This is a genomic window from Collimonas sp. OK607 (genome assembly GCF_900111995.1).
Classification (GTDB): domain Bacteria; phylum Pseudomonadota; class Gammaproteobacteria; order Burkholderiales; family Burkholderiaceae_D; genus Collimonas.
The window spans coordinates 1-22,167 of sequence record NZ_FOKF01000063.1 but is presented as its reverse complement, the minus strand read 5'-3'; the positions used below and the strand labels follow the sequence as shown (position 1 = coordinate 22,167).

General features: G+C 56.8%; 18 protein-coding genes and 1 pseudogene. 11 read left to right on the top strand and 8 right to left on the bottom strand.

What is annotated here, in order from left to right; all coding sequences use genetic code 11:
• Positions 1-332 (top strand): annotated as a pseudogene (locus tag BM029_RS24295) (DDE transposase); the annotation flags it as partial.
• A gap of 170 nt (positions 333-502) precedes the next feature.
• Here BM029_RS24295 and BM029_RS24290 read toward each other — a convergent pair.
• From BM029_RS24290 to BM029_RS24280, 3 genes are all read right to left on the bottom strand, one after another.
• Positions 503-808 (bottom strand): hypothetical protein, encoded by a 306-nt coding sequence (locus BM029_RS24290; RefSeq protein ID WP_092415984.1) that lies wholly within the window; start codon positions 806-808, stop codon positions 503-505.
• Between the two features lie 75 nt (positions 809-883).
• Entirely contained in the window at positions 884-1,405 is a 522-nt protein-coding gene (locus tag BM029_RS24285; protein ID WP_092440497.1) for a glycine zipper 2TM domain-containing protein, read from the bottom strand.
• A 211-nt stretch (positions 1,406-1,616) separates the two neighbouring features.
• Positions 1,617-2,525: a LysR family transcriptional regulator gene (locus BM029_RS24280; protein WP_092440495.1), complete on the bottom strand. Its 909-nt coding sequence runs from the start codon at positions 2,523-2,525 to the stop codon at positions 1,617-1,619.
• A 218-nt stretch (positions 2,526-2,743) separates the two neighbouring features.
• Here BM029_RS24280 and gcl point away from each other — a divergent pair, with 218 nt between their 5' ends.
• The 5 genes from gcl to pyk all read left to right on the top strand — a co-directional run bounded on the left by gcl (position 2,744) and on the right by pyk (position 9,276).
• On the top strand, positions 2,744-4,519 hold the full coding sequence (gcl, locus tag BM029_RS24275; RefSeq protein ID WP_092440493.1) for a glyoxylate carboligase: 1,776 nt from the start codon (positions 2,744-2,746) through the stop codon (positions 4,517-4,519).
• Between the two features lie 17 nt (positions 4,520-4,536).
• Entirely contained in the window at positions 4,537-5,316 is a 780-nt protein-coding gene (hyi, locus tag BM029_RS24270) for a hydroxypyruvate isomerase (RefSeq protein ID WP_092440492.1), read from the top strand.
• 47 nt (positions 5,317-5,363) lie between these two features.
• Positions 5,364-6,251: a 2-hydroxy-3-oxopropionate reductase gene (locus BM029_RS24265; RefSeq protein WP_092353867.1), complete on the top strand. Its 888-nt coding sequence runs from the start codon at positions 5,364-5,366 to the stop codon at positions 6,249-6,251.
• Positions 6,252-6,444: 193 nt separating this feature from the next.
• Positions 6,445-7,731, top strand: coding sequence for a glycerate kinase type-2 family protein (locus BM029_RS24260; RefSeq protein ID WP_092440490.1), 1,287 nt, complete (start codon positions 6,445-6,447; stop codon positions 7,729-7,731).
• 123 nt (positions 7,732-7,854) lie between these two features.
• Positions 7,855-9,276, top strand: coding sequence for a pyruvate kinase (pyk, locus tag BM029_RS24255; protein WP_092440488.1), 1,422 nt, complete (start codon positions 7,855-7,857; stop codon positions 9,274-9,276).
• A gap of 78 nt (positions 9,277-9,354) precedes the next feature.
• Here pyk and BM029_RS24250 read toward each other — a convergent pair whose 3' ends face one another.
• Complete coding sequence (locus BM029_RS24250) at positions 9,355-10,044, bottom strand: TetR/AcrR family transcriptional regulator (protein ID WP_244545210.1); 690 nt, start codon at positions 10,042-10,044, stop codon at positions 9,355-9,357.
• A 429-nt stretch (positions 10,045-10,473) separates the two neighbouring features.
• Between BM029_RS24250 and BM029_RS24245 the strand changes: the two genes are divergently transcribed.
• Genes BM029_RS24245 through BM029_RS24235 form a run of 3 tightly spaced genes read left to right on the top strand, consistent with a single transcriptional unit; the run spans position 10,474 to position 13,702 of the window.
• The gene (locus BM029_RS24245; RefSeq protein ID WP_092440486.1) at positions 10,474-11,406 is read left to right on the top strand and encodes an esterase/lipase family protein; all 933 of its coding nucleotides are present in this window, start codon (positions 10,474-10,476) and stop codon (positions 11,404-11,406) included.
• 44 nt (positions 11,407-11,450) lie between these two features.
• On the top strand, positions 11,451-12,323 hold the full coding sequence (locus BM029_RS24240) for a lipase secretion chaperone (protein WP_244545209.1): 873 nt from the start codon (positions 11,451-11,453) through the stop codon (positions 12,321-12,323).
• Positions 12,324-12,337: 14 nt separating this feature from the next.
• Positions 12,338-13,702, top strand: a complete 1,365-nt coding sequence (locus tag BM029_RS24235; RefSeq protein ID WP_092440482.1) for a 3-oxoacyl-ACP reductase — start codon at positions 12,338-12,340, stop codon at positions 13,700-13,702.
• A 76-nt stretch (positions 13,703-13,778) separates the two neighbouring features.
• Here the strand turns inward: BM029_RS24235 and BM029_RS24230 are convergent, their stop codons facing one another.
• The 4 genes from BM029_RS24230 to BM029_RS24215 all read right to left on the bottom strand — a co-directional run bounded on the left by BM029_RS24230 (position 13,779) and on the right by BM029_RS24215 (position 19,695).
• Entirely contained in the window at positions 13,779-15,140 is a 1,362-nt protein-coding gene (locus tag BM029_RS24230; RefSeq protein WP_092440480.1) for an 8-oxoguanine deaminase, read from the bottom strand.
• Between the two features lie 36 nt (positions 15,141-15,176).
• A complete protein-coding gene (locus tag BM029_RS24225; protein WP_092440478.1) occupies positions 15,177-16,937 on the bottom strand; it encodes an allantoate amidohydrolase in 1,761 nt (586 codons plus the stop codon).
• 128 nt (positions 16,938-17,065) lie between these two features.
• Positions 17,066-18,460 (bottom strand): nucleobase:cation symporter-2 family protein, encoded by a 1,395-nt coding sequence (locus BM029_RS24220; RefSeq protein WP_092440499.1) that lies wholly within the window; start codon positions 18,458-18,460, stop codon positions 17,066-17,068.
• A gap of 296 nt (positions 18,461-18,756) precedes the next feature.
• Positions 18,757-19,695: a LysR substrate-binding domain-containing protein gene (locus BM029_RS24215; RefSeq protein WP_092415972.1), complete on the bottom strand. Its 939-nt coding sequence runs from the start codon at positions 19,693-19,695 to the stop codon at positions 18,757-18,759.
• 423 nt (positions 19,696-20,118) lie between these two features.
• Here BM029_RS24215 and BM029_RS24210 point away from each other — a divergent pair, with 423 nt between their 5' ends.
• On the top strand, positions 20,119-21,390 hold the full coding sequence (locus BM029_RS24210; RefSeq protein ID WP_092440476.1) for a urate hydroxylase PuuD: 1,272 nt from the start codon (positions 20,119-20,121) through the stop codon (positions 21,388-21,390).
• 108 nt (positions 21,391-21,498) lie between these two features.
• The coding region (locus BM029_RS24205) for an aromatic amino acid ammonia-lyase (RefSeq protein ID WP_139217335.1) at positions 21,499-22,167 on the top strand (669 nt) is incomplete at its 3' end.

Sequence of the window (22,167 nt, the reverse complement as noted above, 5' to 3'; positions counted from 1 at the left end):
TGCGTTCAAAAACCGTGGACGGCGTATATCAGGAAATATGGGGCACCCTGATCGCCTACAACATGATTCGCCTGGAGATTGCCAAGGCAGCATTGGTGGTCAAATGTGAACCCACGCAAGTAAGCTTCATCCGCGCCTTTCATTTGATCCAGTTCGAGCTTCACTGGGCCGCCGTCACCAGGTCCTACGGCAAGCTGCCCGCTTCGATGAAGCATCTCCGTGAAAGGCTCGTTAGCCTTCTCAATGACGAACGGCCCGATCGAAAATTCGACCGGGCCGTTAAGGCAAAACCACAGCGCTATGCTACTCGCGTTCTACGAAAACCTGCTTAACTGAACGGCATTACCGCGCAAGCGGGCTTTTTGTTTTTGTTCGTAGGGTGGGCACGCTTTTGTGCCCACGCGGACCGTGATAACCGGAGTGCGGACCCTCGTGGCACGGCAACGAGTATGTGCGTGTTGTGAGTTCACGCGTGGGCACAAAGGCGTGCCCACCCTACTCATCAACGTCGTTGCGATGTCATTTCGCGCGCATGTTGCATGTCACGGTCAAAATTCATGCGGGCTTCTTTCTTGCAGTCGCCGGCTTCGCGGCCGCGCATTGCACGGCAATCATTCAATGCCTGCGCATAGGCATTGGTATTTTCTTTCTTCATGGTCTGGAAACGCGCTTGCGGTGTCCGGTCTTCAATCTTCCAGCGCGGCGGATCCCTGTGTTCTACGTTTTCTTCAGCTGCGTTGACATGTAGCGCAAAAGCGTTAGCTGCGATAAAGAGTGCCAGCCATAGCGGTTTCAGTTGCATGTTCATGATGCCTCCTTGTTTTTAGACATCCGGCGAAATGCCGGATGTAAACGGACTAATCAAGTACGCAGCTTCGCCGTATCAGTAGCGCGAAATCTGCCCGTTATCAACCCGTACCCGGTCGCCAACCCGCAGATCGCCTGGATTGCTGACGCTGATGGTCTGGTAGCCGTTGTTGTTCATGCGCACGCGCACGTTGTAGGAAGTGGAGCCGGGGCTGTTGCGGGCTTCAAGCTGATTACCAACTACCGCACCGCCGACGACGCCGGCGATAGTGGCCAGGGTATTGCCGCTGCCGTGACCGACCTGATGGCCGACTACGCCGCCCAGCACGCCGCCGACAACCGCACCGCCTATGCCCTGGCTAGGTGTGTTGACCACATCGATGGCGTCGACCACGCCGTAGTTGCTGTTGTTTTGTTGTTGGTAACCTTGCTGGTAACCGGGATAAGTTTGCTGCGGGGGATTGGCGTAACCCTGATTAGCGTAACCTTGGTTGCCATAGCCTTGTCCGCCATATGGCGCAGCACAGCCGCCGAGCAGCAGCGTGCCGCCAATGACTGCAGCCAGCATGGCTTGTTTAGATGTTCTGCGGATGATCATAACTGCCTCGTAGTATGAGTTGGAATATTCAATGTAGTCAGTGTAGTACTTCGTAGTGTTGCGTATGTGCGTTACACCACACTAAAACGTTGTCGGGGCTGGCTCGGTTGACTATATTCGACAGCTTAGCGCGAAATCGGTTTCCGGATTGCATCAAGGAAATTCAGGGAAGCGACGTTTTTATCCGTCGACCTGCATTTTTCAGTTTTTTTCAGCCCTTGCTCCAATAATCCGGCTGCGCATAGATCGACTTCAAGCGATCGATAAAGAAACGTACCTTCGCCGGCAAATGGCGCTGTTGCGGATAGACCGCCATGATGTCGTAGTGCGGCAGCGCAAATTCATCCAGCACTGTCAGCAATTCCCCCGATGCCAGTTGCGACTCGATTTCCCAGGTCGAGCGCCATGCCAACCCCAAACCTTCACTGACCCAGCGATGCAGCAATTCACCGTCGTTGCAATCCAGGTTGCCAGCAGTCTTGATGATTACCGGCTTGCCGCCTTGCTGGAAATACCAGCCGCGCTGCTGGCCGCCTTGCAGATTGAAGGACAGGCAATTGTGGCTGGCGATGTCTTCCAGTGTTTTGGGAATGCCGTTGCGATGAAAGTATTCCGGCGTGCCGCACACCACGCGCCGGTTGCTGGCCAGCTTGACCGCAACGAAATTCGGATCGATCGCGCCGCCGATGCGGATACTGATGTCGTAACCTTCGCGCACCAGGTCGACCACGCGGTCGGTCAGGTTGAATGAAATCTGTACTTCAGGATTGGTGGCGATGAAGGCGGGCGCGTGCGGCGCCACGTGTTTACGGCCGAACGCCGCCGGCGCCGATACCACCAGATGGCCGGTGGCCTTGTGCCGGCCTTCCGAAATGATCTTCTCGGCGATATCCAGCTCAGTCAGCAGTTTGCGGCAATGGTCGAGAAATACCGTGCCTTGCTCGGTCAATGTGAGGTGGCGGGTGGTGCGGTGCATAAGCTTGGTGCCCAGCCGTTTTTCCAGCGCGTCGATGCGCCGTCCCAGCATCACGGGAGTAATGTTTTGTTCCAGCGCCGCGCCTGCCAGGCTGCCTTTCTCGACCACGCTGACGAATGCTTCGATCTGTTTGAGTTTGTCCATGTCTCGTCCTGCCTGTTATTCAACTTAGTGATTCATCTTGGTTATTTGCATTATGCCATTTTTCTAGTATTCCATACTTCATGTATCGAATACAGCGATTGTTTGTGTTCTTATCAAACAATATGTTTGGTTATAGGATGTGCTTCATCCACTCGGAAGTCTCGAGCGATTTCTTGATCCTTATAGCAATAACCCATATTTAGTAACTCGGAGGCAACATGGCAAAGATGAAGGCAGTAGACGCAGTAATGCACGTTTTGGCGAAAGAGGGCTGTGTCCAAGCCTTTGGCGTGCCGGGTGCCGCAATTAATCCGTTCTACTCTGCAATGAAACGACATGGCGGGATTGAGCACGTGCTGGCGCGCCACGTTGAAGGCGCATCGCACATGGCTGAAGGCTACACCCGCGCCAATCCAGGCAACATCGGTATCTGTATCGGTACTTCCGGCCCGGCCGGCACCGACATGATCACTGGTCTGTATTCGGCCCAGGCTGATTCGATCCCGATCTTGTGCATTACCGGCCAGGCGCCGCGTGCTCGCCTGTACAAGGAAGATTTCCAGGCTGTCGATATCGAATCGATCGCCAAGCCAGTCACCAAATGGGCGGTCACGGTACGTGAGCCGGCATTGTTGCCACGCGTATTCCAGCAAGCTTTCCACATCATGCGTTCCGGCCGTCCAGGCCCGGTCTTGATCGACATGCCTTTCGATGTGCAAATGGCTGAGATCGAATTCGATCCGGACACTTATGAGCCTTTGTCCGTCTATAAGCCGACCGCATCGCGTGCACAGATTGAAAAAGCCTTGACCATGCTGAATGAAGCAGAGCGTCCATTGCTGACTATCGGCGGCGGCGTGATCAATGCCGATGCTGCTGATCTGGCCGTGGAATTCGCGGAATTGACTGGCGTGCCAGTGATCCCGACTTTGATGGCCTGGGGCGCAATCCCTGACGATCATCCGCAAATGGCCGGCATGGTCGGTTTGCAAACCAGCCACCGTTACGGCAACGCCACCATGCTGGCATCCGATTTCGTGCTCGGCATCGGCAATCGTTGGGCTAACCGTCATACCGGTTCGGTGGAAGTATTCACCAAGGGCCGCAAGTTCGTTCACGTCGATATCGAACCAACCCAGATCGGCCGCGTGTTCGGTCCGGACTACGGCATCGTGTCGGACGCCAAGGCAGCATTGACCTTGTTCGTCGAAATCGCGAAAGAATTGAAAGCAGCCGGCAAATTGCCAGACCGTTCGGCCTGGTTGGGCGAGTGCCAGGAGCGCAAGCGCACCATGCAGCGCCGCACCCATTTCGAGAACGTGCCGGTCAAGCCGCAACGCGTCTACGAAGAAATGAACAAGGCTTTCGGCCGCGATACCTGCTACGTCAGCACCATCGGCTTGTCGCAAATCGCCGCCGCGCAATTCCTGCACGTGTACCACGCTCGTCACTGGATCAACTGCGGCCAGGCCGGTCCTTTGGGCTGGACTATTTCCGCAGCGCTGGGTGTTTGCGTCGCCGATCCGAAGCGCGACGTGGTGGCGATTTCGGGCGATTACGACTTCCAGTTCATGATCGAAGAATTGGCGGTAGGCGCGCAGTTCAACCTGCCTTACCTGCACGTCGTGGTGAACAACTCATACCTCGGTCTGATCCGTCAGGCGCAACGCGGCTTCGAGATGGACTATTGCGTACAACTGGCATTTGAAAACATCAATGCACCAGAACTCAACGGCTACGGCGTCGACCACATCGCTGTGGTTGAAGGTTTAGGTTGCAAGGCAATCCGCGTGACCGATCCAAACGCTATCCAGGATGCATTCGCACAAGCCAAGCGCTGGATGAAGGAATTCCGCGTGCCGGTGGTGGTGGAAATCATCCTGGAACGTGTCACCAACGTTTCGATGGGCACCGAGATCGACAACATCAACGAGTTCGAAGAACTGGCAACACATCGCAGCCATGCACCGACCGCTGTTTCCTTGCTGGACTGATTTTCAGGAGAGACGACATGACAAAACTAGCCGCTAACCTGACCATGCTGTTCACCGAGCTGCCGTTCCTGGACCGCTTCGATGCTGCAGCCAAGGCCGGGTTCAAGGGAGTTGAATTCCTGTTCCCGTATGCGTTCCGGGCTGAGCAACTGGCTGACAAATTGAGCACTAACGGCCTCGAGCTGGTCTTGCACAATCTGCCTGCGGGTAACTGGGAAGCCGGCGAGCGCGGTATCGCTTGCCACCCGGATCGCGTCAGCGAATTCCAGCAAGGCGTCGACGATGCGATTCGCTATGCCAAGGTGTTGAACGTCAAGCAGTTGAACTGCCTGGTCGGCATCGTTCCTGCCGGCGTTAGCGCTGAGCTGGCGCGTGCCACTGTGATCAGTAATCTGAAATTTGCTGCCGATAAGTTGCAGGCTGCAGGTATCCGTTTGCTGATCGAACCGATCAACAGCTTCGATATTCCGGGCTTCTTCCTGACCGGAACGCATCAGGCGCTGGAGTTGATCAAGGCTACCGGTTCCAGCAACCTGTTTGTGCAATACGACATCTATCACATGCAGCGCATGGAAGGCGAACTGGCGAACACCATCAAGGCCAACCTGTCGCAAATCAAGCATGTGCAGCTGGCGGACAATCCGGGTCGTTTTGAGCCGGGTACAGGCGAAATCAATTATCACTATCTGTTCAAGTTCCTCGATGAAATCGGCTACGACGGCTGGATCGGCTGCGAATACAAGCCGAAGGCCGGCACCGTCGAAGGTTTGGGCTGGCGCGCTGCGCACGGCGTTTGACAGACGTTTGACTGATCTAGATATTTTAAAAATTACGGAGAAATAACATGGCAAAAGTTGGCTTTATCGGACTCGGCATCATGGGCGCGCCAATGGCGGAAAACCTGCAGCGCGGCGGCCACAAGCTGTATCTGCATGACCAGAAGAATCCACCGGCAGCGCTGATCGACGGCGGTGCAACCGTTTGTACTTCCGGTGCTGAAGTGGCCAAGCGCGCCGACATCATCATCATCATGGTGCCGGATACCCCGCACGTTGAAGCAGTGCTGTTCGCCGAAAAGGGCGTTGCCGAAGGTCTGACCGCCGGCAAGATCGTGATCGACATGAGCTCGATTTCGCCGATCGCTACCAAGGGTTTCGCCAAGAAGATCAACGCCCTGGGTTGCGAATACCTGGATGCACCGGTCTCCGGTGGCGAAGTCGGCGCCAAGGCAGCATCGCTGACGATCATGGTCGGCGGTTCCGAAGGCGCGTTCAACGATGCCAAGGCTTTGTTCGAACTGATGGGCAAGAACATTACCCTGGTCGGCGGCAATGGCGACGGTCAAACCACTAAGGTGGCGAACCAGATCATTGTGGCGCTGAATATCCAGGCCGTAGCTGAAGCGTTGCTGTTTGCTTCCAAGGCAGGCGCAGATCCGGCGCGTGTACGCCAGGCTCTGATGGGCGGCTTTGCTGCATCGCGGATCCTGGAAGTGCATGGCGAACGCATGGTAAAACGGACTTTCAACCCAGGCTTCCGCATCGAACTGCATCAGAAGGACTTGAACCTGGCCTTGCAAGGCGCCAAGGCGTTGGGCGTATCGCTGCCGAACACCGCGGTAGCGCAAGAACTGATGAATTCCTGCGCAGCCAACGGCTTGAGCGGCCTCGATCACTCGGCGCTGTGCCGTGCGATTGAAATCATGTCGAACCATGAAATCGCCAAGGCGTAAGATATTGTCTTGAGTTAAAACTGCGGGTCGGAATGCGTTGCACTTCGACCCGTAATATCTGTTATCGTTTTAAAAAGTAAACCTGCAGTAGCAACGCCAAATTAAATACAAGAATTTTTAGAGACAATTCGCTTCATCTAGCAAGCGCATATATCAAGCGCGTTTATCAAGCGCATTTATCAAGGTACACAGCATGACTACCGCCAACAGCATCAAACCCCGCCAGCTTCTCCTCGACATGTACCAGGCCGCGGTCGACGCCGTCAGCGCCGCCAAATGCCTGCCAGAATACCTGGCCAAAATCCCGGCGCCGTCAGGCAAGGGACGGACCCTGGTGATCGGCGCCGGTAAAGGCGCCGCAGCAATGGCCAAGGCGGTAGAGGATCATTGGCAAGGCGATATCTCCGGTTTGGTGGTGACGCGTTACGCCCACGGCGCCGACTGCAAACGGATCGAAGTGGTTGAGGCCTCTCATCCGGTGCCGGATGAAGCCGGGCGCAAAGCGGCGGCCCGCATGCTGGAACTGGTCCAGGGCTTGACTGCAGACGATCTGGTGCTGTGTCTGATTTCCGGCGGCGGCTCGGCCTTGCTGGCGTTGCCGGCCGAAGGTATTTCCCTTGAGCAGAAACAAGCCATCAACAAAGCCTTGCTGAAAAGCGGCGCCAATATTTTTGAAATGAATTGCGTGCGCAAGCATCTGTCTGCCATCAAAGGCGGCCGTCTGGCGCTGGCCTGTGCTCCGGCGCGAGTCGTGACACTGATGATTTCCGATATCCCGGGCGACGATCCCGGCATCATCGCCAGCGGTCCAACCTTGCCAGATGCAACCACTTGTGCCGAAGCCCTGGCAGTGCTGCGCAAATACAATATTGACACGCCTGAGGCCATTCGCAAGCATCTTGAATCCGGCGCAGGCGAAACTCCCAAGCCCGGCGATCCGCGCCTGGAACGTAACCAGCACTATGTGATCGCCACCGCGCAAGACGCTCTGGAAGCTGCAGCTGCGACCGCTGTCGCTGCCGGCTTGACACCGTATATCCTGTCCGACGAAATGGAAGGCGAAGCACGCGATATCGGCCTGGCGCATGCGGCGCTGGCGCGCCAGATCGCGCGGCGTGGACAACCATTCAGCAAGCCGTGCGTCGTCATTTCCGGTGGCGAAACCACGGTCACCGTGCGCGGTAAAGGGCGCGGCGGCCGCAATGCAGAATTCCTGCTGAGCCTGGCGAATGCCCTGGACGGCTTCCCCGATATCCACGCAATTGCCTGCGATACCGACGGCATCGATGGTTCCGAGGACAACGCCGGCGCCATCTACCAGCCGGATTCGATGCGCAAGGCCGCGGAACTGGGATTACGTCCGCGCGCCATGCTGGACAACAACGACGGCTACGGTTTCTTCAGTGCGCTGGGCGATCTCGTCGTCAGCGGGCCGACGCGTACCAACGTCAACGATTTCCGCGCCATCGTGATTCTCTGATCAAGCGGGATCGGGTTTTCAGCAATTCCCTGCAATTATTTATTCCTGCGTCGGCACCTTTCCGGGCCGACGCCTGTCACTCAACTGGTCGACAGTTGGTCGATCTACTACAGAAAGCTCATCATGCGCCGCCAACGCAAAGCAAAAATCGTCGCCACGCTCGGTCCCGCCAGTGCGGACCAGAAAACAATCCAGGCGTTATTTGAAGCCGGTGCCGATGTTTTCCGTTTCAACTTCAGCCACGGTAGTCACGCTGATCATCAGGAGCGTTACGATATCGTCCGCGCCGTCGAGAAAACCGTTGGCCGCCCGATCGCCATCCTGGCCGACCTGCAAGGACCGAAGCTGCGCATCGGCACCTTCACCGATGGCAAGATAGCCCTGCAAGCCGGCCAGGAATTCACGCTGGACCGCGACAACACGCCAGGCAATAATCAACGTGTCTACCTGCCGCATCCTGAATTATTCGCGGTGATAGCCGGCGGCCAGTCCTTGCTGCTGGATGATGGCAAGGTAAGGCTGGAGGTGTTGTCTTGCGATGGTCAGTCGATCCACACCCGCGTGGTCAACAGCGGTTCGCTGTCGGACCGCAAAGGTGTCAACGTGCCGGATGCGGTATTGCCGATCCCGGCCCTGACTGAAAAAGACAAACGCGATTTGAAATTCGCACTGGAACTGGGCGTCGACTGGATTGCACTGTCGTTCGTGCAACGGCCGGAAGACGTATTGGAAGCACGCGACCTGATCGGCGATCGCGCCAGCATCTTGTCGAAACTGGAAAAGCCGGCAGCGCTGGATCAATTGGATGCGATCGTCCAGGTGTCCGACGCCATCATGGTGGCCCGTGGCGACCTCGGCGTCGAGTTGCCGCCGGAACGCGTACCTGGCGTGCAAAAGCGCATCATGCGCGTCTGTCGCCAGCACGGCAAGCCGGTCGTGATCGCAACCCAGATGCTGGAATCGATGATCACTTCGCCGGTGCCGACCCGTGCTGAAACCTCTGATGTTGCCAGCGCCATCTACGACGGCGCCGATGCCGTGATGTTGTCCGCCGAATCGGCCAGCGGCGCTTATCCGCTGCCGGCGGTGGCGATGATGGATCGCATCATCAGCGAAGTTGAACGTGATCCTTTGTACCAGAACATGCTGGACGCGCAGCACGAAGCGCCGTTGTCGAACCGTAGTGACGCCATCTGCTCGGCCTTGCGCGATGTCACCCGCATCATCGGCGCCAAGGCGACGGTGACCTACACCAGTTCCGGCCACACCAGCTTGCGCGCAGCGCGTGAGCGGCCGATGGCGCCGATTCTCAGCATTACGCCGAAGTTGTCCACAGCGCGCCGGCTGGCGCTGGTGTGGGGCGTGCATTCGACCATCAGCGACCAGGTGCATAACGAGAGCGAGATGGTAACTGCCGCTTGCGAGACCGCCGTCAAGGAAGGTTTTGCCAAGGCCGGGGACCAGATCGCCATCACCGCCGGCATGCCGTTCGGGCAGTCGGGCAGCACCAATTTGTTGCGTCTTGCGGAAGTCTGGCCGCAGTAAAACACGACCCTGTAAATTCGACGGCCACGGCGTGATGCGTGGCCGTTTTCTTTTGTGATGGCGTTTTCGGGAAGAGCTCTATTTCCGACGCGGAGTCAGCAGCAATTCTTTGGTGAAGCTCAGTTGTTTTTTTCTGGCTTTATCGTCACTCAGATCCCACAACAACGACTGTGCCAGCTGAAAGCTATATAGCGTAAAAGCACGGTTGCTGGCCTCCGATTTACCAAATCCCATTTCCTGAAACCCCTGGCTGTAATAGGTCAGCCGTTGCTGATCCACTTCACGCACAGCCTGCCGCGCCATATCGTCGCGCCGCGACCATGCCCTGATGGCAAATTCGATCATCGCCGCGCGTCGTGCGGTGAGGCCGTGAAAAGGCAGCGCCAGGACTTCGTCAAGAACATCGTCCGCAGAAAATGTGCGTCCTTCGAACGTGCGGATGACTTGCGTAGTGGTCCTCTCATGCCACCTTTTCAGCAGCTTCGACAGCAGGTCATTCCGATCCTTGAAGTGATAGTAGAAACTTCCCACCGTAATACCAAGTTCTCTTGCCAGCGATTCAACGCGCACGGCATCAATGCTCTTACTTATCAGTAATTCGGTTGCGGCATCGATCCAGTCGTCCGGGGCCAGGATTTTTTTTGCTTTCACGCGGCGCGGTGATTCGGGATTTGCTGGGTCCGCGGGATTAGCGGATTTTGCGGGTTTTATTTTCTCGGACGGCACTCCGGTTTCCTTCCTTGGCGATGGTGATTCATTATAGTTCATGCCTTGTCCGAAGAATTACCGGCTGAACCGCAATAGCAGGTTGTCCCGGACGTCTTCTTTCGCACAGTTTCAATCGCACGTCCCAACTATTTTCGATTGGCGGATCTCACCGGCCGACACGAATATTTGTTGTAAAAAATGCCAATCTCAAAAAAACCACAAGCCAGCATAAAAATAGGGAACCCTATGTTTGAATAGGCTTGCCTATGTTAATGTTCATCGGATTTGCAACGGCTGGCGATGCTTAATCGCCAATAGCCGTCACTAATCGCCAATATTTTTTTGTAAAAAATGGGACGCCGCCGCAGAGCGGTGCTTCGTTGAAGTGGCAGGAACCGAGGATGCTGACAATAGAAAGGAGAAATCCATCAGGTAATCCAAAACGTGGTTTCACCGTAACGAGTTCATAAAAATTTCGGAGATAAAAAAATGAAAAAGCAATTCCTGCAATGGCTTGGCGCCGCTCTGGTTGCTATCGCCGTCCTGCCGGTCCCAGCCTGGGCAACCGGTTATACCCAGACCAAATATCCCATCATATTGGTGCATGGTTTGTTCGGCTTCGACAAGATCGGGCCGGTTGAATATTTCTACGGCATTCCAGACGCGCTGCGTGCTGACGGTGCACAGGTCTACGTAGCCGAAGTATCGGCGGCCAACAGCACGGAAGTACGCGGCGAGCAGTTGCTGACTTATGTCAAGCAAGTCCTGGCCGCTACCGGCGCCTCCAAGGTCAACCTGATCGGCCACAGCCATGGCGGGCCGACTATCCGCTACGTGGCCTCGGTTGCTCCGCAGCTGGTGGCTTCGGTGACCAGCGTCGCCGGCCCGAACAAGGGGGCAGCGGTGGCTGACGTCTTGCGCGGAGTAGTGACCCCGGGCTCGCTCAGCCAGGCTGTGCTGGGAACGGTCGTCAACAGCTTTACGACGCTGATCGAGATATTGTCAGGTAGCCCCAGCGATCCGCAGAATTCGATAGCTGCCCTGGACTCGCTCACCACCGCCGGCATGGCCAAATTCAATCTGGCACATCCTGAAGGGGTTCCAGTGACAGCTTGCGGCGAAGGCGCTTACCAGGTGGGTGGCGTGTACTATTTCTCATGGAGCGGCGGTCAGCCTTTAACTAATGTGCTAGATCCGAGCGACGCCAGCATGGGTTTGCTTTCACTGGCATATGGCGGAGCTAAAAACGATGGTTTGGTAGGTAGTTGCAGCAGCCATCTTGGCCAGGTGATCCGGGACAATTACGGCATGAATCATCTGGACGAGGTGAATCAGCTTCTCGGCCTGGTGAATATTTTTGAAACCAATCCGAAGACGGTCTACCGCCAGCAAGCCAATCGCCTGAAAGGCCTGGGACTGTAAATATGGGAATCCGACATCCATTTATCTGGGTCGGGGCGGCGGCTTTGGCCGCCGCCATTTTTGTTCCGATGCTGATGACGCATGAGGAACCGCCAGTCCCGAAAATTGCTACGCAACCAGATCTTTTCCCATTCGTGCGCTCACTGCAGGGAACGCATCCCGACGGTGACCTTCAAGTCATTGCCGGCGATGTACTGGTCGCTGACGCCCAGCTGGTAAGTCTGTTTGATTACTATCTGAGCGCGGTGGGTGAAAAGCCGCTGTATGCCATCCGCAAGGAGATCGAACAGGAACTGGACCGACGTCTGAAGCCGCTTGCTGCGACTGAAGCCAAGCGTCTGTTGGGAAATTATATCGATTATAAAACCGCTCTGGTTGCGTTGGATAAAGATCCGCAACTGGCCGGAAACGGCTTGGCGGCGATCCGTGGCCGCCTGCAGAAAATGCAAGAGGTGCGCGCCCGGTTTTTCAGTTCGGCCGAAAGTAAACGCATGTTCGGCTTTGTTGATACCGAGGACGCGGATACACTGGCAAGGATGGAAATCACCCAGGATAAATCGCTGAGTGCGCCGCAAAAGCAGGAAAAGCTAGCCGCACTGGACGCGGCCATGCCAGCCGCATTGCGGGAATCCCGGGAGGCGCCCCTGAAAATCGTCAAGCTGGAGGATACTGCAGCTAAGATGCGACAGCAGGGAGCAAGCGAAGACGACATCTATCGTATGCGCGCGGCAGCCTTGTCACCGGAAGCCGCAGCGCGGATGGCAGAAGTGGATCAGGACGAAGCGGCCTGGAAAAGCCGGATTGGCGCGTATCTTGCCGAGCGCAGTAAACTCAGCGACGCGGGCGCCATTGCAGAGTTAAGAAACAGGATGTTTGACGTCAACGAGCAAAAGCGGTTGCCTGGCTACGAAAAGTAAGGAAATCAGCATTCATGTCCGACTTGTTAATGAAATTGGCCGGCAGTCCGATCGGCGCCGGCGTGGTGAAGTTGTTGGGATTGCCGGCGCCGGTCGAACTGGCTCGCAGCAAAGGTCCTTATGCCGCGCAACCATTGGCGCGGAAAAATGTCCTGCTGGGCCGTTCTCCCAATGGCTACGCGATAGACCGGCTATGGGTAATCGCGCTGGATGCGGGAGCGGTGTCGCTGGAAACCCTGCCCGAAAATGCCGCTCCCGGCCCTGACATCCTGATCATGGACGCGACTGGCTGCACCACGCCGTCGGACTATCGGGCGCTCTACGATTTCTTCCATCCATGGATGCGTCGGATCGCGCGTAACGCCAGGGTGTTGATTGTCGCAGGGCTGCCGGCTGAAGCCAAAGACCCGGTTGCCGCGGCGGCGGCGCGCGGTATCGAGGGCTTCAGCCGTTCGTTGGCGAAAGAGCTGGGCCCACGCGGCGCCACCGTTAATCTCGCCTATGTTGCGCGTGATGCGGTCGATCGCCTTGAGGGTGTGGTGCATTTCTTTTGCGGCATCCAGACCAGCTACGTGTCTGGACAGGCAGTTCACGTTACATCGCGGGTGACCGCACCGGCACTGGCAGCGCTGCGGTATCACGAGGCGCTGAAAGGCAAGGTTGCGCTGGTCACGGGAAGTGCGCGCGGCATTGGCCGGGCGACTGCGGAGCGGCTAGTGCAGGAAGGCGCACAGGTGATATGCCTGGATGTTCCGGCTGCAAGCCAGGTCTTGCAAGAGACCTGCAATGCGATCGGAGCAAAACCGCTGGCGATGGATATTGCCAGTCCCGACGCACCACGGCAGCTGGCCGATTTTTTCAGGCAGCGGTTCGGCGGCCTGGATATTCTGGTTCACAATGCCGGTATTACCCGCGACAAGACGCTCGCCAAGATGGCCGGGAAATCCTGGGATCAGGTGGTGGACATCAATTTTTCCGCGGTGATGGCTATCGATCAGGTACTGCTGTCGGAACAGGTTTTGCGTGACGACGCGCGTATGGTCTATCTGTCCTCGATCAGCGGCGTCGCAGGCAATTTCGGGCAGACAAACTATGCCGCAACCAAAGCAGCCATGATCGGCTATGTGGCAGCTCAGGCATCGCTGCTTGCCACGCGCGGCATCGGCATCAATGCCGTCGCCCCCGGCTTTATCGAAACGGCGATGACGCAGGACATGCCATTCATGGCGCGCGAAATCGGCCGTCGCCTGAACTCGGTAAAGCAGGGCGGCAAACCGCGCGATGTAGCAGAGCTGGTTACGTTTCTATGCACCCCCGGAGCATACGGCATCAGCGGCGACACGATTCGCGTTTGCGGCCAGGGCTTGATCGGCGCCTGACAAATCGTCATGGATAAAAAAATGGCCGCTTGCTTGCTGCCCCAGCGGCCATTCTTCATACTGCCTGAACTACGTATCAGCGTGCAGCTTCAGCCAGTGACAGCGCCAGTTTATTGTGGCGCTCCAGCACATTGCCGAGATCGACCGTGGTGAACTGGCCGTTGCGCACCACTACGCGGCCGTTGATGATGCTGTAGGCAACATCAGACGGCGTGCAGAATACCAACGCCGCTACCGGATCGTGCCAGCCACCCGCGAACTTGACCTGGTTCAGGTCGAACAAGACCAGATCGGCCGACATGCCTGGTTCCAGCGCGCCGATATCGTCGCGGTTGAGCACCTTGGCGCCGCCCAACGTCGCCAGCTCCAGCGCCTGCCTTGCGGTCATGGCGTCGGGGCCGAAGCCGACCCGCTGCAACAGCATAGCTTGCCGCACTTCACCCAGCATATGGGCACCGTCGTTGGAGGCCGAACCGTCGACACCGATACCGACCGGCACGCCGGCATCGACCATCTTGCGGATCGGTGCGATGCCGGAGGCCAGCCGCATGTTGGAGCAAGGGCAGTGGGCGATGCCAGTGCCGGTGCGGGCGAACATGTAGATACCTTCATCGTCGAGCTGGACGCAATGGGCATGCCAGACATCGTGGCCGACCCAGCCGCAATCTTCCGCATATTCCGCCGGCGTCATGTTGAATTTCTCACGGCTGTAGGCGATGTCGTTGACGTTTTCCGCCAAATGCGTATGCAGAGAAACGCCATGATGACGCGCCAGGTTCGCCGATTCACGCATCAAGTCGCGAGACACCGAAAACGGCGAGCAGGGCGCCACCACGATGCGTTGCATCGCGTGGCGGCTGCTGTCGTGATAAGTTTCAATCAGGCGCTGCGTATCTTGCAGGATGGCTTTTTCATCTTCCACCACGCGATCCGGCGGCAAGCCGCCTTTCGACTGGCCGACGCTCATCGAACCGCGCGCAGCATGGAAGCGCATGCCGATTTTCTGCGCAGCTTCGATACTATCGTCCAGCTTGCAGCCGTTCGGATAGATGTACAGGTGATCGCTGCTGGTGGTGCAACCTGACATTATCAGTTCGGCCATCGCGGTCAAGGTCGAGACCTGGATCATCTCTGGCGTCAGGTTAGCCCAGATCGGATACAGGTTGGTCAGCCAGTTGAACAGCTCGCCGTTTTGCGCCGCCGGAATCACGCGCGTCAGGCTTTGGTACATATGGTGATGGGTATTCACCAGGCCCGGGATGACGACATGATTACTGGCGTCGATGACTTCGTCGGCAGTTTGCGGCAGGTCGGCGCTGTTGCCGACCTGTTCAATCACGTTGTTGCGGATGAACACCGCGCCGCCGGCAATTTCACGGCGCGCGTGGTCCATTGTGACTACAACGCGCGCATTTTTTATCAATAAGGTTTTAGACATTACGTTAAATCCAAAGACGCTGGTTCAAGCCCTGGCTTAAGGTTTCGGTGTAAAGCGGCGTAGGAAATCCAGCAAGATTTGCGCCGATACTTCGGCATCGTCCGCAGTCATTGTTTCCAATGGATTGTGGCTGATGCCACCGTTGCCGCAACGCGTAAACAGCATGGCGACATCAGTTATTTTAGCGATGGTCATGGCGTCATGACCGGCGCCGGAAGCGAGTTTGAACGGCTGCACACCGGCCCGTTCGGTGGCTGCGGACAACTGGTCCATCAGCCACGAAGCGCAAGGTGCGGCAGGCGCCGATACCATTCTTTCGACATTGGCTTCGACGCAGCGGCGTTCGCAAACCTTTGCGATATGTGCCAGCACGTCGGCCACCGCGGCATCGCGGATGGTGTCGTCGGCGGCACGGATATCCAGCGAGAATACGCAAGCACCCGGGATCACATTGGTCGAACCGTTTGGCACTTGCAACTGGCCGACGGTGCCAACCAGCGATGCTTGCTGGTCTTGCGCGCAACGCTGTTCCACATACAGCAGGATTTCGGCGGCGGCGGTGGCGGCGTCTTTGCGCATCGACATCGGCGTGGTGCCGGAGTGGCTGGCGACGCCTTTCAGTTGCACCATATAGCGGCAGCTGCCGGCAATCGAAGTGACAATGCCGACCGGCAGGTCGCGATGCAGCAGAACCGGTCCTTGTTCGATATGCACTTCGACGTAGCCTAGCAAATCGGCCGGGTTGCGCGCGATGGCGGGAATCGCTGCAGGATCGTGGCCGGCTTTCAGCAACGCATCACGCATGCTGATGCCGTCGCGGTCAAGATTGTTCAGCAGTTCCAGGTTGAACTGGCCGATGATGGCATTGCTGCCGAGGAACGTGCTCTTGAAACGCACTCCTTCCTCTTCGGAGAACGCGACGATTTCAAAATGGAACGGCAATTTTTCGCCGCGCTCATGCAGGTGCTTGACGATAGCGATAGGCAGCAAGATACCTTCGCGACCATCGTATTTGCCGCCATTGCGCACGGTGTCGTAATGCGAACCGGTCATCAGCGTCTTGGCTGCCGGATTGTCCGACAGGTAGCGGCCGACCACGTTGCCGACGGCGTCGGTCTCGGCTTGCATGCCGGCTTCGCGCATCCAGCCGGCAATCTGTGTCGCGGTACGCCGATGTGCATCGGTCATGTAGGCGCAGGTGAGGCCGGTCTCGTCATCGCTCCAGGCACCGATCTGTTCGGCCCATTGCATGATGGTTTTGCCGAGTTCCGGCGTGTAGCCGAGCAGGTCGTTGGTGCGCATTTCGGCGATCCGGCCGATCTGGCGCAGCGCTTCTCCCAGTTCGTCGTCGAACTGGTTTTTCAGGCGGCGGCTGAAGGTGCCGATGATGGCTTGGCGCGACAGCCCCTGGCCATCGGCGCCTTTGACTGCGAGGATGAATGGGAAGCCGAATTTGGTGTTGTAGTCGGCGTTCAGTTTTTGCAGTGTGGCGAATTCTTCAGGGCTGCAATTATTGAGGCCAGCCTTGGCTTGCTCGCCGGTCGATTCGACCGTCAGCTCGCCGGAAATGGCTGCCTTGCCGGCCAACTCCGGGTGGGCACGGATCAGGCCCAGTTGTTCTTCCCGGGTGGCCTTGCTGACGACTGCCTGCATCGCTTGCTTGAGTGCGGTGATGTTGGCAAACGGCCGTTGCGCGGCGGCGCGCTCCGGGATCCATGGCGAATGCTCATAGATGCCATGCAGCGTTGAAACGAAGGCGGTTACATCGCTGTTATTCAGTTGTTCTAATGTTGTCATTTGTGCTATTGGCGGGTCCGACCCGCTTCATCCTTGATTAAATCGCTTCTGTTTCAAATACGGGTTGGACCCACATCTACTTCAATAATATTTACGTCAATTTACTTCAATTTACTTCAAAAACAGTTTTAATGATCGGAGCTTTGTGCCGCCGCCAGTGCATGCGAGCGGCTGTCTTCATTGGAACCCTTGCCGTTGAAAAACAGATTCAACAGGACCGCCATCGCGGAAGCCAGCAAGATGCCGCTATGCAGGATGGTCGACATGAACAGTGGCATCTTGTCGAAAAAGGTTGGCGCCACGATAGGAATCATGCCGGCGCCGAAGCTCACGGCGACGATGAACAGATTATTCCGGTTGCGCTGGAAATCGACGCCCGACAAGATCTTGATGCCGGTTGCCGCCACCATGCCAAACATGACGATGCCGGCGCCGCCCAGCACGAATTGCGGAATCGAGGCAGCCACGTGCGCCATTTTAGGAAACAGCCCGAACAGCATCAGGATCACGCCGGCGGCGGCGCAGACATAACGGCTACGCACACCGGTAACGCCGACCAGGCCGACATTCTGCGAGAACGAGGTGTAAGGGAAAGTATTGAAAACACCGCCGATCACGCTACCCAGGCCGTCGACGCGCAAACCGCGCGCCAGGGTCTTGTCATCGATTTTCTTGCCGACGATTTCACCCAGGGCGATGAACATCCCGGTCGATTCGATCATGGTCACGATCATGACCAGGCACATGCTGAGAATCGAACCGATGTCGAACTTCGGCCAGCCGTAGTGGAACGGGCGGATGAAAGCAAACCATTCGGCGTCGCCGAGGCCGTAAAAGCTGATTTTCCCCATTGCCAAGGCAATTGCGAAGCCGATGATCATACCGCTCAACACCGAGATATTGGCGATGAAACCTTTGACGTATTTGGTGATCAGCAGGATCGATACCAGCACTACCAGCGCGATGCCGAGGCTGGTCGGCGAGCCGTAGTCAGGGTTGGGGATTTTGGTGAAGACGCCATCGACAAGGGTGCCGATTACCGGTTGGCCGCCGGCCGCCCAGTTGATGCCGACGCCCATCAGTGAAATGCCGATGACGCTGATCACCGTGCCGGTCACGACCGGCGGGAAGAAGCGCATCAGGCGGCTCATGTATGGGGCGGCAAAAACGCAGAAGATACCGGAGACGATCACGGCACCGTAGATGTGGACGATAGTCAGTTGCGGGTTGCCGGCCATCGCCACCATCGGGCCGACGGCGGCAAAGGTGACGCCCATCATTACCGGCATCTTGATGCCGAATTTCCAGAAGCCGAGGCTTTGGATCAAGGTCACCAGGCCGCAGCAAAACAGGTCGGCGCTGATCAGGAATGCAATGTCGCTTTTTGCCAGGTTGAGCGCGCCGCCAATGATCAGCGGCACGGCAATCGCGCCGGCGTACATCACCAGCACGTGCTGCATGCCGAGTGCAGCGAGTTTACCTACGGGGAGTCTTTCATCTACTGGATCAGTGGTGCTGGTCATCATGTGTCTCCTAGGTGCTAATTATGATTTTAGTGCTTGCGGCGACATCAATCCGGCCTTTATTAGCTTGTTACTTAGCTCCTGCCGATCCGGTTGATGCGCTACAGCCTCACAAGTCACCCGCGGTAAACACAGGGCCTGTACTGCCCGATACTACTTGGCCCAGACCCTGACGATATATTTGCTGACTGATAGTTGATTTATGTATTTGGATATATGAGTTAATGTGTTTCCTGTAGGGCAACATCACTTTATTTCACTGTTTTATCTCACTGTCTTTCTCATTGTTTATCTGCTTACTTGGCAATCATTGCCTTCGCAGCAATCCCGATTTGTTCGCGCAGCCATTTGTGTTCAGTTGCCTGATGCACCCGTTCATGCCACAGTTGATAAAAACGCATCGGCGGAAACTTGATCGGCAAGGTGAAGCTTTTCAGCGACAGGGTCTTTTCATAAAAACGGGCGAACTGGCGGCCGGTGGTCAGCACCAGGTCGGTTTGCGCAACCATATAGGGCAGCATGCCGAAGTAGGCGGATTCGACCACCACGTTGCGGTTCAGGTTCTGGCTGTCGAGGAAGGAATCGATGATGCCGTGATAACCGGGCAGCACTTGCCATGGCGCTACGTGCGGCAGCGAGAGATAGTCTTCGACCGTCATCTGGTCCGGCCCGGTGCGTTTGGCGTAGGCGCTGTCGGCGCGCATCAGGCAGACGATAGGATCGTCGAACAGTTTGGATAAATGCAGATGTTGCGGCGGTTCGTCCCAATTGGCGATGACCAGGTCGAGGTCGCCGTCCGACAGCAGCCGGACATAATCGGTTTCCGGCCCCAGTGCATGAATCACGATGCGGCTCTTCGGCGATTCGCGGCGCAAGCGCGCAACGACTTCCAGGAAGAACGGCGTATTCATGTAATCTGGTGCGGCAATATGGAAAGTACGTGCTTCAGCCTGGGGTACGAACGTGGCTTTCTGGACAAACAGCCGTTCGGTTTCTTCCAGGATCCGTTTGGCCGGCTTAAGCAGGCTTTCACCATGCTGGGTTGGCACCATGCCGCGCGCGCCGCGTACCAGCAGGGGATCGCCGGTGAGTTCGCGCAGCTTGCGCAGCGAAGCCGAAATCGACGGCTGCGGCTGATTGAGTTTGAGGGCTACACGCGATACATTCTTCTCGCATAGCAACAGATACAGTATGCGTATCAGGTGAATATCCAGGTGGTCAGGCAGCTTGGCCATATTGTCTCCGACAAATAATTTTTTTAGGTAGGACTTACGCAAAACTGCCCCAGCGGCGTTACTCCTCCTAGCCGTACATTCGTACTGTCTTCGTCGTCGTGCCTTGCTGGAACAGTTTTGCGTAAGTCCTAGTAATCTGCAGTTCATTTTGTTATATGGATATGAGTATGTCAAATATATCTGAAAATCCATGTTTTAGATTCCCAATACGTTTATCTTGCGTGAATCTGGCGCGCTTTTAACTTCTGAGCGCAAGAAGAGGAAAATGAAAGGTGGGCAAGTATCTTGCTTATCCGATCATGTTGGTCGTAGCGGAGCTGATATAAAACAAACTTTATAAATAGTTCGCGGCCGTGTAGGAGGTTGTACCTCTTTCGTTTGCAGAGCCCGCAGTGGCAAACGAGTGATAATCGTGGGGAAGACATGGATGCATTATTAGTTTCGTATGGAGTCGAATGGCTCAATTTGCTGGTCCGCTGGTTGCATCTGATTACGGGCATTGCCTGGATCGGCGCATCCTTCTATTTCGTCTGGCTGGATAATTCGATCCGGCCGCCGAAGGCAGGATCCGATCTGGCCAAAAAGGGCGTGTCCGGAGAATTGTGGGCGGTGCACGGCGGCGGCTTCTACAATCCGCAAAAATACCTGGTTGCGCCGGCTGAATTGCCGGACGACTTGCATTGGTTCAAATGGGAAGCGTACGCCACCTGGCTGTCCGGCTTTGCCATGTTGTTCATCGTCTATTACTTCAATGCTTCGGCCATGATGATCAACAAGGATGTGGCCGATCTGAATACCTGGCAGGCAATCGGCGTCGGCCTCGGCACGCTGGTGGTGGGCTGGACCGTCTACGACTTGCTGTGCCGTTCGCCGCTGGGCAAACGTGATGGCTTGCTCGGTATCGTCATGTATCTGTTCATCGTTGCCGCAGCCTTTGTGCTGACGCATTTGCTGAGCGGCCGTGCTGCGTATATCCATGTCGGCGCCATGATCGGCACCATGATGGTGGGTAACGTGCTGATGGTGATCATTCCGGGGCAGCGCAAGCTGGTGGAAGCGATGCGCGTCGGTAAATCGCCTGATCCGATCTACGGCAAGAAGGCCAAGCAACGTAGCGTGCACAACAACTACTTCACGCTGCCAGTGCTGTTTATCATGATCAGCAACCACTACGGCATGACTTATAACCATTCGTATAGCTGGCTGATCCTGGCGGCGATTATTGCTGCCGGCGCGTTGATCCGTCACTTCTTCAACCTGCGTCATGCCGGCCGCGTTTCGCTCGGTTATCCGATTGCCGGCGTTGCCTTGTTGCTGGCAGTGGCGATTGCGATTGCACCGAAGCCGATCCAGCCGGTGGCGCCGGTTGCCAAGGCAGACGCTGCAGTTGCAGCAGGCACCACGGTAGCGGCAACAACTGCAGCAGCAGCGGCCCCGGCCGCCGATATGGCGCATATCCAGGAAATCATCGGCCAGCGTTGCGCTACCTGCCATTCGGCACAGCCAACCCAGCCAGGATTTGCTACTGCACCGGCCGGCGTGATGTTGCAGACGGCGGACCAGATCCGTCAGCACGCCGACAAGATCTATCAGCAAGCGGTGCAATTGAAGGCGATGCCGCTGGCTAACCTGACGCATATCACGGACGAAGAACGCGCCCTGATCGGCACCTGGTATACCTCCGGCGCCAAGTAAGTCAGGCACGTCGGAAATCATCCTGAAAGCCGGAAGCTGATTGAGCAGTTTTACCACGCTCAATCGGCCTCTGCGCTTGACCTCATTTAAGAAAAATCTGGAGTACTCATGTCCCAAACTATCACAATAGATGGCTTCAACCTGACTGCGCAGCAAGTAGTCGACGTTGCCCGCGCGCCGCACCTGCCAGTAACCCTGGCCGATTCTTCACGCGCTGCCTTGAAAGAAAGCCGCGACTACATCGAATCGACCTGGATGCACGATGAAGCACCGATGATGTACAGCTTCAACACCGGCGTCGGCTTGTTGAAAGACACCCGCATCAAGGTCGAACATATCGAGTTGTTCCAGACCCAGCTGATCAAGGCCCATTGCGCCGGTATCGGTGAGCCGTTCTCGGAAGAGGTCAGCCGCGCCACGATGCTGTTGCGCGCCAATGCGTTTGCCAGCAACTATTCAGCGCCACGGGTCGAAGTAGTCGACCGCCTGCTGGCTTTCCTGAATGCCGGGATCCATCCGATCATGCCGCAAAAAGGTTCGGTCGGCGCGTCCGGCGATCTGGCGCCATTGTCTTACCTGGCGGCGGCGATTGCCGGTTTTGATGAAGCTGAAGTGATGTACCAAGGCCAGCGCATGAGCGCGCCGCAAGCGATCACCAAGGCTGGCGTCGGTCCGGTCAAGTTCGACCTGAAAGCCAAGGATGCCTCGGCCTTGATCAACGGTTGCACCGCTTCGCTGGCAGTGGCGGTATTGGTTGCCCACGATGCGCGTAACCTG

Bases quoted from the DNA above. Each gene is read 5' to 3' on its own strand.
- BM029_RS24290 (WP_092415984.1), bottom strand. From the start codon at position 808: ATGAACATGCAACTGAAACCGCTATGGCTGGCACTCTTTATCGCAGCT.
- BM029_RS24285 (WP_092440497.1), bottom strand. From the start codon at position 1,405: ATGATCATCCGCAGAACATCTAAACAAGCCATGCTGGCTGCAGTCATT.
- BM029_RS24280 (WP_092440495.1), bottom strand. From the start codon at position 2,525: ATGGACAAACTCAAACAGATCGAAGCATTCGTCAGCGTGGTCGAGAAA.
- gcl (WP_092440493.1), top strand. From the start codon at position 2,744: ATGGCAAAGATGAAGGCAGTAGACGCAGTAATGCACGTTTTGGCGAAA.
- hyi (WP_092440492.1), top strand. From the start codon at position 4,537: ATGACAAAACTAGCCGCTAACCTGACCATGCTGTTCACCGAGCTGCCG.
- BM029_RS24265 (WP_092353867.1), top strand. From the start codon at position 5,364: ATGGCAAAAGTTGGCTTTATCGGACTCGGCATCATGGGCGCGCCAATG.
- BM029_RS24260 (WP_092440490.1), top strand. From the start codon at position 6,445: ATGACTACCGCCAACAGCATCAAACCCCGCCAGCTTCTCCTCGACATG.
- pyk (WP_092440488.1), top strand. From the start codon at position 7,855: ATGCGCCGCCAACGCAAAGCAAAAATCGTCGCCACGCTCGGTCCCGCC.
- BM029_RS24250 (WP_244545210.1), bottom strand. From the start codon at position 10,044: ATGAACTATAATGAATCACCATCGCCAAGGAAGGAAACCGGAGTGCCG.
- BM029_RS24245 (WP_092440486.1), top strand. From the start codon at position 10,474: ATGAAAAAGCAATTCCTGCAATGGCTTGGCGCCGCTCTGGTTGCTATC.
- BM029_RS24235 (WP_092440482.1), top strand. From the start codon at position 12,338: ATGTCCGACTTGTTAATGAAATTGGCCGGCAGTCCGATCGGCGCCGGC.
- BM029_RS24230 (WP_092440480.1), bottom strand. From the start codon at position 15,140: ATGTCTAAAACCTTATTGATAAAAAATGCGCGCGTTGTAGTCACAATG.
- BM029_RS24225 (WP_092440478.1), bottom strand. From the start codon at position 16,937: ATGACAACATTAGAACAACTGAATAACAGCGATGTAACCGCCTTCGTT.
- BM029_RS24220 (WP_092440499.1), bottom strand. From the start codon at position 18,460: ATGACCAGCACCACTGATCCAGTAGATGAAAGACTCCCCGTAGGTAAA.
- BM029_RS24215 (WP_092415972.1), bottom strand. From the start codon at position 19,695: ATGGCCAAGCTGCCTGACCACCTGGATATTCACCTGATACGCATACTG.
- BM029_RS24210 (WP_092440476.1), top strand. From the start codon at position 20,119: ATGGATGCATTATTAGTTTCGTATGGAGTCGAATGGCTCAATTTGCTG.